The sequence below is a fragment of the Bacillus sp. FSL W8-0519 genome, assembly GCF_038005585.1.
Taxonomy (GTDB): Bacteria; Bacillota; Bacilli; order Bacillales; family Bacillaceae_G; genus Bacillus_A; species Bacillus_A paranthracis.
The window spans coordinates 66,375-78,638 of sequence record NZ_JBBOTL010000002.1 but is presented as its reverse complement, the minus strand read 5'-3'; the positions used below and the strand labels follow the sequence as shown (position 1 = coordinate 78,638).

11 protein-coding genes and 1 pseudogene are annotated in these 12,264 nt (G+C 30.3%); 5 read left to right on the top strand and 7 right to left on the bottom strand.

What is annotated here, in order from left to right:
• Positions 1-453: 453 nt before the first annotated feature.
• Genes NST14_RS28350 through NST14_RS28340 form a run of 3 tightly spaced genes read left to right on the top strand, consistent with a single transcriptional unit; the run spans position 454 to position 2,848 of the window.
• On the top strand, positions 454-1,380 hold the full coding sequence (locus NST14_RS28350) for a hypothetical protein (protein ID WP_341119444.1): 927 nt from the start codon (positions 454-456) through the stop codon (positions 1,378-1,380).
• On the top strand, positions 1,380-2,465 hold the full coding sequence (locus NST14_RS28345) for a hypothetical protein (protein WP_341119443.1): 1,086 nt from the start codon (positions 1,380-1,382) through the stop codon (positions 2,463-2,465). The genes NST14_RS28350 and NST14_RS28345 overlap by 1 nt, the downstream gene beginning before the upstream one ends.
• A complete protein-coding gene (locus NST14_RS28340; protein WP_341119442.1) occupies positions 2,465-2,848 on the top strand; it encodes a hypothetical protein in 384 nt (127 codons plus the stop codon). Before NST14_RS28345 ends, NST14_RS28340 begins: the two co-directional genes overlap by 1 nt.
• Before the next feature lie 434 nt (positions 2,849-3,282).
• Here the strand turns inward: NST14_RS28340 and NST14_RS28335 are convergent, their stop codons facing one another.
• Both NST14_RS28335 and NST14_RS28330 read right to left on the bottom strand, forming a co-directional pair.
• Positions 3,283-3,447: a hypothetical protein gene (locus NST14_RS28335; RefSeq protein WP_000368107.1), complete on the bottom strand. Its 165-nt coding sequence runs from the start codon at positions 3,445-3,447 to the stop codon at positions 3,283-3,285.
• Positions 3,448-3,967: 520 nt separating this feature from the next.
• The gene (locus NST14_RS28330; protein WP_002198374.1) at positions 3,968-4,153 is read right to left on the bottom strand and encodes a hypothetical protein; all 186 of its coding nucleotides are present in this window, start codon (positions 4,151-4,153) and stop codon (positions 3,968-3,970) included.
• 2,465 nt (positions 4,154-6,618) lie between these two features.
• On the opposite strand from NST14_RS28330, the pseudogene NST14_RS28325 reads away from it, so the two are divergent.
• Positions 6,619-6,827: pseudogene (locus tag NST14_RS28325) on the top strand (hypothetical protein); the annotation flags it as partial.
• A gap of 68 nt (positions 6,828-6,895) precedes the next feature.
• Here the strand turns inward: NST14_RS28325 and NST14_RS28320 are convergent.
• On the bottom strand, positions 6,896-8,062 hold the full coding sequence (locus tag NST14_RS28320; protein ID WP_000866095.1) for an FAD-dependent monooxygenase: 1,167 nt from the start codon (positions 8,060-8,062) through the stop codon (positions 6,896-6,898).
• 232 nt (positions 8,063-8,294) lie between these two features.
• Here NST14_RS28320 and NST14_RS28315 point away from each other — a divergent pair, with 232 nt between their 5' ends.
• Entirely contained in the window at positions 8,295-8,453 is a 159-nt protein-coding gene (locus tag NST14_RS28315) for a DUF1540 domain-containing protein (protein ID WP_000090307.1), read from the top strand.
• 312 nt (positions 8,454-8,765) lie between these two features.
• On the opposite strand, the gene NST14_RS28310 is transcribed toward NST14_RS28315, so the two are convergent.
• The 4 genes from NST14_RS28310 to NST14_RS28295 form a co-directional block, all read right to left on the bottom strand.
• Positions 8,766-9,641, bottom strand: coding sequence for an S-layer homology domain-containing protein (locus NST14_RS28310; RefSeq protein ID WP_000937291.1), 876 nt, complete (start codon positions 9,639-9,641; stop codon positions 8,766-8,768).
• Positions 9,642-9,643: 2 nt separating this feature from the next.
• Entirely contained in the window at positions 9,644-10,123 is a 480-nt protein-coding gene (locus NST14_RS28305) for a leucine-rich repeat domain-containing protein (RefSeq protein ID WP_002198378.1), read from the bottom strand.
• A 97-nt stretch (positions 10,124-10,220) separates the two neighbouring features.
• The gene (locus NST14_RS28300) at positions 10,221-10,886 is read right to left on the bottom strand and encodes a response regulator (RefSeq protein WP_000136653.1); all 666 of its coding nucleotides are present in this window, start codon (positions 10,884-10,886) and stop codon (positions 10,221-10,223) included.
• Entirely contained in the window at positions 10,883-12,040 is a 1,158-nt protein-coding gene (locus NST14_RS28295) for a sensor histidine kinase (RefSeq protein ID WP_000409395.1), read from the bottom strand. The genes NST14_RS28300 and NST14_RS28295 overlap by 4 nt, the downstream gene beginning before the upstream one ends.
• Positions 12,041-12,264 lie beyond the last annotated feature (224 nt).

Sequence of the window (12,264 nt, the reverse complement as noted above, 5' to 3'; positions counted from 1 at the left end):
TTTATTATATAGTTACTATATACATGAATGATAGACCTTTAGTAATCTTTTGACTTTCTTATTTTTAGACCATTGTCACTTTATAAATAGTCTCGTACCTTAAAAAGGAGTTTCCTCATTTGTCAAACACCCTCTATACAAACGATAATCGCGTACGGTATCCTGATTGACTTTTAATAATTAAAAATTAAAATACTTTAAAACAAATTCATTCGGGATATTTATACTATTTTTGTGTTCATAAAAAATCAATTATAAAAGGATTAAAGAAGTTTCCATAAAATTCCGCAGTACAATTATCGTATGATTTAGATTCAATTCATAAAAATTTCTAACGTTAAAACAGTCTAATCTATCTATGGAAATAAAACATGTTATAATAAATGTGAATATATTTCCAAATTTTTAATGAATCAAAAACTTAATTTTGAATTGAACCCTTAGGAGAAAACTATGAAAACTATACTTATTATTACAAATACTTTAGATCTTACAGCGGACTACATCATAAATAAATATAATCATACAGCCCAATTTTTCAGATTAAATACAGATAGATTTTTTGACTATGATATAAATATTACAAATAGCGGCACCTCGATTAGAAATAGAAAAAGCAACCTAATTATAAATATTAAAGAAGTTCATTCATTGTATTACAGAAAAATAACTTTACCTAATTTAGATAGCTACGAAAGCAAGTATTGGACTCTAATGCAGCGTGAAATGATGAGTATTGTAGATGGAATCGCAGAAACAGCTGGTAATTTCGCTTTGACTAGACCTTCAGTATTACGTAAAGCAGATAATAAAATAGTTCAAATGAAATTAGCAGAAGAAATTGGATTTACACTACCTCAATCCTTAATTACAAATTCAAATCAAGCAGCAACCACCTTTTGTAAGGAAAATAATACATCTATTGTTAAACCCATATCCGCTGGAAGGATAATTGAAAAAAATAAAATCGGCATCATTCAAACAAACTTAGTAGAAGCAAATGAAAATATTCAAGGTTTGGAATTGTCACCAGCATATTTTCAAGATTATATACCAAAAGATACAGAAATAAGATTAACTATAGTTGGAAATAAATTATTTGGGGCAAATATTAAATCAACTAATCAAGTTGACTGGCGAAAAAATGATGCCTTATTAGAATACAAACCGATCGATATACCAGATAAAATCGCAAAAATGTGTTTAGAAATGATGGGAAAGTTAGAAATAAACTTTGCAGCTTTCGATTTTATTATACGAAATGGAGACTATATCTTTCTTGAATTAAATGCCAATGGTCAATGGCTTTGGCTAGAGGATATATTGGAATTCGATATATCGAATACAATTATAAATTATCTGTTAGGGGAACCTATCTAATGAATCACTTAATTTCAAAGCTTAAATATTTTTCAATTAAATTATTATCCTATAGCCCCTTATTGAGATTCACAGATGATACTACATTTGGAGAAATTACTGAAACTATTACAAAGCTAAGGTTTTCTCTTATTAGTTTCAATACTGGTCAATGGATTTTTCACTTTTTAACCACGATAAAAGATAATAATACTCGAACATTCAATTATTTTAAAATTTTAAAGTTAAAGGAGGTTCAAAATTTACCTGATTTAAATGCCATAGACACAAAATATAATAATTATGAAATTTATGTAAACACTCTTTCAGATGAAGATTGTGTTATTCATAAAGATGCTCTTCAGTATAAACTATCACAAATAGAGGCTCGCAAAAACAAAGCTTTTAATAAATACCTGGCATATATTGCTATAGTTGCACTTATCTTGCCCTTATATGCATCTTTTTTTAATAAACTATATGATTTAAAAGATTATTACACAGTTATTTTTACAATTATTTTACTCTATTCCTCTTTTAACCTTTTACTTTTTATAAGTAGTTTTATTAAAATTAAAAATGCACCAAGAGTAACATTTAGATCTATTCGAAATTCATCGGCACCTGCTAAGGCATTAACCCTAGCATTGTACTATGATTGGTTAGTTTCAGATGAAGAAAGTACAGTTCAGGTTACTATTATTAAAAACATCGAAAAGTATATGCTTACTATAATTAGTATCAGTTTATTATTTTTAGTGACTTTTAATATAGTTGAATACACTAAAAAATCTACAGTGAAAAATAGTGTTGTAGAAAAAAGTAAAGATAATCATTCCGAAATGTTAACTCTTGATACATCTAGTGATCCAAAACAATTTTTATATATTAACAAAGACGTATTTGCAAAAATAGAAAATACATTGTTAAAAAATAATGTTACTAAAGTTATTATTGTCTATAATAAATCTAAAATGAATGATAATTATCAACGTATCTTAAATCTAATTAATACTTATAGTTCTAAAGATACTGATATTATAAAATTAGAAAGTAACAAAAATAATGAAGTACAAATTATTCTTTTGAAAGGGGATAATAAATAATGTATAGACCTTATATCGCTAAATATGTTGAAGAGCAAACATTACAACCTATTACTAACTTAGTTTATGATGACATTACTCAAATTTCGTTTATAAACAAAGAAAAAAACGTCAAAAAAATTAATTTAGGACCTGACAAAACTAGTCTTACCGAAACCATCGAGAACGGAGATCCAGACGAAATATACTTGGTCCCTGATACAACTATGACAACAGAAACTGTGGAAAACCTAGATGCAGATGAATATCTCTTAGGGCCTGATACAACTATTCGTACATTTACAGTAGAGAATAATGATACTGATGAACACTACTGTGAACCTGAAACTACTAGAATCACTAAAACGATTGAAAACATTGATCCCGATGAATATTACTCCTAATAATAAAACACACACCTTTAAAAGTGTGTGTTTTATTATTTTACTATTTATTGCTTCGATCTCCCTTAATGTTAAATTGAATTTTAGAAATCTATCTTAAACTAACCGCTTAATATATGAGAGAAAATCACCAATCTATATAACAAAAAACATATTAAATTTAATTTAAAGGATAGTGCTGAATCTTTAAATATTATTAAACATATCGCGTATTATACCCACAAGAATAAAAAAGTCCCCAAGTTTGTGTCGCCAGACAAAAAACGAGGATGTAAGAGCAATAAAGTTAACCTACTTTTAGTTAGTTTACATAACCTTTATTATAGGTAGTTCTATTTTTTTAAAAAATATCATCTCAAAAAGTTAAGTTATGACGTTTTATTGAGATGGTCTTGGAATTTTGTATTGTATCATTTATTAAATTAGTTAGTTAATTATTTGTTTTCTGTTGCAAATGGCATATTTGTTGCTATTTGTAATTTATCAGACGCTGCTGTATTAACATCTACATAAAAAATAATTGGATATTTCAAAATGAAGAGTATTCTTTTATTTTGAGACGAAACAAAGAAAAACAGACTTTTGATATCGTTATCCAACTGTAAACTTGCCCCTATTTGACAAGTTTCTTCTATTACTATTTCTCCTTAATCATTTGTTATTAATTGAAGAATAGCTCCATTATCTGTTCTTGTAGCTATATCTCCCTTTTCCTTTACTATATTCTATGAGAATCATCTAAGAGTTCGTTAAATCGGAATTTAACGAACAGTTGAGAGTGTGTGAGTTAATCTCCCCTCCTATCTTAATGTACAAAGACATGAAACTCTAAACTAATTAGAAAAGAAAGTCTAAAATAAGATCATTATTAATTATTTAATTGTATATTAAATAATTAATAATGAAATCAACCTATCTGTAGAGCAACCTTCTCGGTTGCTCTTTATAATTTTTTCTGAATAAATCTTCAAACTATGTACATACTATAAATACACTTGAGTTCTGAACTTCCTTCTTAATGCTTTGCCGGAGAGCAGTTAGCTTTTGCTAGCTGTTCTTTTACATTAATGAAACGCCAATTATAATCGGAGCATCTTTATACTCATTAAATTCTTCTTCTCATTTATGTTTTTTCGCAGTTGAACATATCGCATTTAGTGTGTTTATAAATATCTCAAGAGCTTGTTCTCTAGTTATTTCTGAAGGGAGTCCTTCTTCTTTAACCGGTTCTACACCATCACCTGCAACATATTCTACATATACTTCAATCGCTTTATCCGCATCTCTATGCACTGCAATTAACACATAATATCCATGCTTATTAACTCAAAGTATTTCATATCCGATCCTCCTTGAATAAAATGTAGTGTTTCGTTAATAATAAGACATAGGCTCCATTTGTCACGAATCAACCTTACACTTAGCATCATTTTCTAATATAGGGGCCGAGCAGTTAGCTTTTGCTAGCTGCTTTTTTTACACATTATATAAAAATTTAAATATTAATCTTTATTATGGTGGTGTGTATATGAAGAAGATATTTAAATCCACCTTCATCTTCCTATGTACTTTATTCTATGCTACGGTTATGGGCATATTAATTTATCAATTTATAACCGATGAATATTATGTGCCTCCAGCGAAAGACCCTAAAACAAAGTCTAAAAATCAGTAACATTTATAGACTTAAAAGAAACTATTTGAAAAATTATTCATACATTGTAGTCAGTCCTTTCTTATAAAGTGAGTTCGTCATTTTCGTTATAAAAATGGACTTATATCCTATAACTTTTTCAGAAATCATTCATATTTTATTTTTGAAAAAGTTGCTCTGCCTTTTTATTTATAAAAAAATGAAGTTTCTATTTTGTTTTCTTTTTTTGCATAATATTTTCGATTCTACTCATACTATAGTTGTAACATTACGTTACAGTGTATTGTGGGTATCGTCACTGTTGGACGATAAAGCAGTTAGTTCATTGAGCTAGCTGCTTTATCATTTACTAAGTACAAAATAGCATTTTTATATAAATCTTTTCACCTTTTAATTAGCCAAGCATATATTATTGTGTATGGCACTCCACAGTTCATACGTTCAAACCTTTTAGTCTAGGAGCACACTTATATGTGTGCTCATTTTTTATTTACTTTCAAATAACAATTTTGTTTTCACTGTCCCATTCCTTTAATAAATTACATATACTAAAAGGAATAGTCGTTACAGTACATTCAATTTCGAGCGTCTTTCTCCCAAGGCGCTTTTTATTTTTCTAATGACAGCTCCATGAATCTTAGCAAAACATACAATATTAAAAATTTACTCATGAAAATCTGATTACAACTTTTGGATTTTTCTGTTTTATGAGACCTTTACCTACCTTATTGAGAGCACGTTTTTATATGTGCTCTTTTACTTATTAGTAAATATAGATTCTTCCTTAACTTACTACTGTACATAAACTTTGAATAATACTATAATAAAAGCTGTTCGACTGTGTGCGAATACCTTTTAGGCTAGGAGAAATCCTAGCTTTTTATTTTCCTCCTGAAAAAACTGAATATTTTGTTAACAATATAGGTGGAGGAATTTTTATATACCTATTAATTCCTCCCTTTCTTTAAGGGTTGGACAGTTAACTTTCGTTAGCTGTCCTTTTAAATTTGTAACCTTTTATGTGAAGATGAATAACTTATAAAGAGTATTTTTGATGCACCTTCCTTTATTAGTTTATTCGACTATTCACTCCGGGAAAGAGCGCTGTTCGAAGGCACTTTTTCTTATGCATTCTTTTCTATAATTTTTTATAATCATTACTAATTAAAATTCACATATATTTTAATGAAAACGGGTATTCATTAGTGATTGGAGGCACCAGAATAAAGCGCTCCTTTTTTCACAGGTACAAAATAAAGATTTTATTAAAACTTTACACCTTTTAACTGGACAAGCATATATTATTATATGGAGGCATCCACTCATAGAAATCTACCTTTCTTGTCAAAGAGCATACTTATATGTGTGCTCTTTTTCGTTTGTTGCGAATAAATGCTTTTGTTTGAAATTCATTCACCTTATTGATTCCTTTGCATACATTACAATCACAAGGAATTCTACAGGTTTCCCTAGGCCAGTTACCTTGTATTCCTTGCACACCTTAAGGGAAGAATCCGTTTATAACAAACGGGTTCTTTTATTTTTACTCGTATAATAAGAATTTTGTTTAGTTTTCATTTGATTAATCATATTTAGATTTTATTAACATACCTTAATATTAATCAGGAATTACACTACCCCCCAGTAGATTTGTAGTTCCTGTAATTGAGTCTATGGCTCTGATCAGAACCTGTTTGTTATAAACAACAGGTTCTTTTTGATTCCACTTTACGAATATTCTTTTCCACATTACACATACTATCTACGAGTCAGCTATACTCTTTCAAAACGGAGTTTTACTTCTCGGGCAAAATGGCAGGTGATTTGGCTAATCACCTGCCATTTCCGATTAAAATATCGCTTTTCTTTATTTATCAATAACTGAAGTTACTTAATGTGGTAAAACAATAATCGGATTGGCATCCAGTACCATATTGTTAATGGTTCAAATCGCAGAAAGCACCTTAGGGTGTCTTTTCTTTTGTTTGAAACACAAACTGCCAAAATATTTGTATTTTTATTGATTTACGACTCGTATAAACCAACAAACTTCTTATATACAATTTGTTATCCTAAATGGGTTGACAATATGAACAGTTATAGAAGGATTTTGTTAATGGTAAAAACAGCTTGTGCAAGTATTATTACTGGAATTCTTTTAATATGTTCAACAGGATGTACCTATCAAACTGATTTCATCGCAGCTAAAGCTCAATTGGTAGATGGAACATATACAACAAAAGATATCACAGAAACATTTCCTATAGGAACACCCATAACTACTTACATTCAAACAGCAGAAAAATGAACGTAAAATATCTCACTATTAAAAATAGTATTGATTAAGTGCTCTAAACGTTACTAAACTATAATTCGGTAATTTGTTTGATCTGTCATAAATTATAGTAATTTTGTGGTTTTACAATAAATAATTTTTTTAATATGCTATTCATAAGTACGGTTGGAAAATACTTTAACATTGCAACTTTGAAATATCTCATTATATGACTGTCAGATGAAGAAAAATTCGCCGCTTTGATAGATTTTTTTTGTATTTTTTCAATTTCATATTTTAAGTAAGATTCATAGTTATAGAAGGCTTCTTTGTGAGAAGGGCAATGTATTAACTCTTGAGTCAATTTGTAAGCCCCCAGCATAGATTTCCCACCACCAGTTCCTGACATAAAGGTCATAGCATGAGCCGCATCGCCTAATAATACTATACGTCCATCACTCCATTGTGGTAACTGGACAAGTGTCATTTGATCTTGAAAAATAAGATTTTCGTTATTTATACTTTCAATAACGTCACGTATCCCCCACTCAATGTCTTTGCATAACTCTAATAAGAATTCTTTATTATTTTTATTATGGAACTGTTCTCGATGTTTATTCTTATATATAAACATTCCCCAGATATAAGTATCATCCATCCCGCAATGAATATAACATCCTGGTAACAGTGTCTCTAAAGTTTGATTTTGCTTCAATTTCTCAGGGATAAGAGTAGGCCTTGGTATAGTAAACACAGAAAAACCTATATCCAGCTGTTTCATATATTGTTCTTTCATTAATAAATTACGTGTAACTGAATGAATACCGTCTGCCCCAATGACTAAATCAAAGGACTCCTTCCTTCCATCATGGAAGGTGACCTCAACCTGATCGCTATTTTGATGGAAGGAATGAATTGTTGTATTAAAATTCACATCAATAGAATTTCTTATGGATTCATAAAGAATCTCATGCAATATAAAACGGTGAATACTTATTGAACCACCCTGTTGGATATGAAATTTTCTAAAATCGATTTTGCGCAGTTCTTGTCCCCCTTTATCAACAAATTGTCTCATTTCTACTATGACTCCGTTTTTTTTAACCTGTTCTAATAATCCTAATTTATCAAGAACAAATATCGCATCTCCTCTTAAACTAATTACGGACCCAATCGACCGAAACGAGTGAGCCTTTTCAATAATAGTTGGAGAAAAACCATTAGATAAAAGACAATTTGCTAAAGTTAGTCCCGCAATACCACCACCAGAAATTAATACTTTCATAAAACCCCTCCTGATATTGATAATCATTATCATTCATAAATATAGTATTACAAAAAATGGATTATAACAAGAAGGAACTATATAATTACGGTATTTCTTCCATAGACATTTTCAATGCTGTCAAACAAAAAACGTCATTTAGTTTCAAATCATGTACAAGTGGTTATCATACACAAAAAGTATTAATTGGGTTAACGCTGTAAATAATAATTAATAAAGGAGGTGTAGTGTAATGGCTAGAGATGTTCTTTGTGAGGTAAATAACTGTAAATATTGGAATTCCGGAAACAAGTGCAATGCAGATGCTATTTATGTAATTAGTCATACAGGTAAACAAGCATCAGATAGTAAAGAAACAGATTGTAAAACATTTGTACCAGAAGAATTGTAATTTTTTGATGGATGAAGAAATAGAACATCTAATCCTAGGGTTGAAAATAACAGTACAATCTTGTATAGATAATAATTTATATAATGCTTACGAACTTAAAAAATATCTTGAAAATTAAGACTAGAATAAATAACCCACTTAATTGGAATTGAGTGGGTTATTTATTCTAGTTAATTAAAGAATCATGAAGACATTTTGAAGTTTTTGGATTTAATGTTTGTCACCGTATAAGTACTCTTCCCCCACATTTCTGAACGATATGTACCTGGTGGTAAAACAATGTGCCAGTATTTTTAATTTATACATATATTACTATTTCATTTTATCTGTTTTTGCAACAAATTGAGCTGCTTCTGCACGCGTTACGAATCTATCAGGTTCCCATCCAGATCCTGTACCAATAGAAATCCCTTTATTAATGAGAATATTTACATAGTCCTCACCCCAATGGCCTTTTAAGTCTGAAAATATAAGTTTGCTATTATTGGAATTCACCTTGGTATTAAGATTATATGTTCTTACTAAAATAGTCGCCATTTCGGCTCTCGTAATAGCTGCTTCTGGATTGTATTTTCCTGTTCCATCTCCTATAATAATCCCTTTTTTCTCAACTGCAGCGATGTAAGGTGCAGCCCAGTGATCTTGTGAATCATAAAATGTTGGTTTAGCAGATGAATCTACAGGTAAATCTACAGTTTTTGCAATAATTTTGGCAGCCTGTGCACGTGTTAATTGATCATATGGTGCAAATCTTCCATCTGGATAACCATTTATAATATGCTTATTAACTAAATAATCCACGGATTCTTTGGCCCAATTAGGTACATCTGAAAAAGAGGTTGCTGGAGTTTCTTTCTTAACTACAACATTTTGCATCACTGTTCCATTAAATAATATTGGATAATAGCCACCTGCATCAAAGCTGGTTTCAAATGTAAATTCTTTTTCCCCTGCGGTCTTCCATTTTATGACCCCGTTTGTAACTGTTCCATCTTCTTCTTTCAATTTAATGCTCTTAGGTAGATTCCCCGCTGGATCAAATATTTGTACTTTTTGAGCCTCATTTATATTTCCTTCATTCAAAAAGATTTTTTGCCTTTGGATATTTGCTCGCTTTATATTTTTTAATGGTCGAATATCTGAAATAGCATTTGCATCTAAATTTACATTACTTAAATTCGGTAACATACTTAATATTGAAGAGTGTTTAATTGTTCCAATTTAGATAAAGGACTAATATCATTTATCTCATTATATTTTAAATCTAACTCTTTTAAATTCTTTAATTCGCTAATTGGTTGAATACTGTGGATTGTATTATATCCTAGCGACAATTCTTCTAAATTAGTTAATTGGTTAATACCAGTTATATTACTAATATTATTACTTGATAAAAATAACGATTTTAAAGAAGTTAATGTACATATTGGCCGAATATCCTCTATATTATTTCCTATTAAATCCAACCGTGTTATACTTTTCATCTCGTTTAATGGCGAATAGTCCGAAAGCTTAGTTTCTCTCAAATATAATTCTTCAACTTTTTTTAATTCAGTAAGGTATGCGATTAATACGGGTGCAATCCACATTCGTTGAACTTTCAATTCTCTTTCTTTTAGTTGAAGAAGAATTATAAGAATTAAAATAATAAGACCAGTTGTATTATCCATGTTATACTCTCTTTCTTTTTTAGTATGATTTATTCAATTTCAATTAGAAGTACACTGTGTTAGTTTAAAATTTTATTTTCATCACATACAGTAGATATCATTTTACAATTTTTTTTCGAATTGCCATTACAGCTGCTTGTGTTCGATCTGTTACATCTAATTTTTGAAGAATATTGTGGATATGAGTTTTCACTGTTCCATCAGATACAAAAAGGATTTTAGCTATTTCATGGTTTTGTTTTCCGTAAGCTAATAATTGTAAAACATCAATCTCGCGCTTAGTTAAAGCTTCCTTATATTCAAGTTCTTCATCAGCTAAATTATAATCATTCTCTTGCTTTATAAAATGTGTAAAAGCCTGATTTGCTGTTGTACTGTTATAAATCATTGCCCCTCGATTCATAGCACGTATACTATCTAGCATTTCCTCCGTTTCAGTATCTTTTAATATATACCCCACCGCTCCAGCTCGAATACCATCTAGGACATATTGTTGTACATCAAAAGTGGTCAATAAGACTACTTTTGTGTTCGGTAATATACTCATTATGTTTTTAGTAGCCATAATGCCTGATATGTCAGGCATTTGAATGTCCATAATTACCATATCCGGTACAGTTTCTAAAGCTATTTTAATTGCTTCCTTACCGTCTTTACATTCCCCAACTATCTCCATATCGTCTTGCATTTCAATAATATAACAGAGGCCTTTTCGAACAAATGGCTCATCATCTGCTAGCACAATACGAATCTTTTCCGTCATACTTCTCCTCCATTTTTCTGAATTGGAATAATAGCTTCAACCCGGAGGCCTTTTGGTTCATTTAAAGAAAAGGAACAATTGCCTCCAACAGATTGACAGCGTTTTATCATACCATTGAGCCCAAAGCCATATTTTAATGGCTTATCCCCTGTATATATACCATTATCATCAATTGTGAGTTTTACTACTCCATTTATTTCTGTTACGTTTACAATAACAGAATCTGCATAAGAATGTCGCAGGACATTTGTTAAAGACTCTTGTAGAATACGATACAGAATGGTACTTTCCTCCATCGACCATTCTGTTATACTTCCAGCTTGAATGAACTCAATTTGTAATAAAGAATTCGCTTGAACCTGTGAAATCAAACCTTTTAATGAAGTAAGCCCGAGATCTTTTTCATCACTTGTCCATTCCTTAACAGCTACGCGGATTTCTTCCATTCCTTTTCGTGCCACCTTTAAAAGTTCTTCAACATGATCCTGAGCAGCAGCAGGATTTTTCCTTAACATAATCTTAAGAGCCTGTAATTGAATAATAAGTGAGGTCATTTGGTGTCCAAGCCCATCATGAATCTCTCTTGCTAATTTTGTTCTTTCTGCAAAAGCTGCATATTGCATAGAAAGTACCGTTGTTTCCTGCAGTTCAGCATGTGCTTCATCTAATTCTTTTAGTTGTTTTTGATTTTTTTGATATGCTTCTTTTAGCTTAGATGTACTTCGGATTGAGACATAGAGGCCGATAATAATTAATGTTTCTTGATAAGGAAACGTATTCGCATGTAAAAGTAGAATAATAACTATACCTGTTATAGCAGCTAAAATTTTCGTTACTCGTGTCCACTTTGGTTCTGCTGCAGCAAGAAAACCTATGAGAGGCCATAACGCATAATTTGGAAAACTCGGATGAGAAAAATATAATACACATGAGAGGCTTATTAATATGCTCGCAAATAAAGCGTACCTCCCTGCATTCCACCAAGATTTTGGAGAATACAACATCCATAGATAAATTGAAACAAAAACACTACAGACCCATATTGCAAACGTACCATAAGGTGCAAAACCTTTATAAAAAAACACGCATATTAAGATGCTTCCAATCGCATTTCCTGCATGACTATCAATAATTTTTAAAAATGCTTTTTCCATGTACTTATTCCCTCGCAACCTTATTTTTAGTTTCAATATTCCCTGGTTATAGATGGATATCCGTTTTTTGATATATAGACTGTAAATTTACAACTTCTAATTATAATAGTTCATATTTGAGTAAGATTTCTTTAATGCAGATCATTTAAAATATGAAACAAAAGAATAATGAAGTAGTTATTATATTGTGTTTATTTTTCCTACTTCATTATACAAAGGAAGTT

Bases quoted from the DNA above. Each gene is read 5' to 3' on its own strand.
- NST14_RS28310 (WP_000937291.1), bottom strand. From the start codon at position 9,641: ATGTTACCGAATTTAAGTAATGTAAATTTAGATGCAAATGCTATTTCA.
- NST14_RS28345 (WP_341119443.1), top strand. From the start codon at position 1,380: ATGAATCACTTAATTTCAAAGCTTAAATATTTTTCAATTAAATTATTA.
- NST14_RS28300 (WP_000136653.1), bottom strand. From the start codon at position 10,886: ATGACGGAAAAGATTCGTATTGTGCTAGCAGATGATGAGCCATTTGTT.
- NST14_RS28305 (WP_002198378.1), bottom strand. From the start codon at position 10,123: ATGGATAATACAACTGGTCTTATTATTTTAATTCTTATAATTCTTCTT.
- NST14_RS28350 (WP_341119444.1), top strand. From the start codon at position 454: ATGAAAACTATACTTATTATTACAAATACTTTAGATCTTACAGCGGAC.
- NST14_RS28315 (WP_000090307.1), top strand. From the start codon at position 8,295: ATGGCTAGAGATGTTCTTTGTGAGGTAAATAACTGTAAATATTGGAAT.
- NST14_RS28320 (WP_000866095.1), bottom strand. From the start codon at position 8,062: ATGAAAGTATTAATTTCTGGTGGTGGTATTGCGGGACTAACTTTAGCA.
- NST14_RS28340 (WP_341119442.1), top strand. From the start codon at position 2,465: ATGTATAGACCTTATATCGCTAAATATGTTGAAGAGCAAACATTACAA.
- NST14_RS28295 (WP_000409395.1), bottom strand. From the start codon at position 12,040: ATGGAAAAAGCATTTTTAAAAATTATTGATAGTCATGCAGGAAATGCG.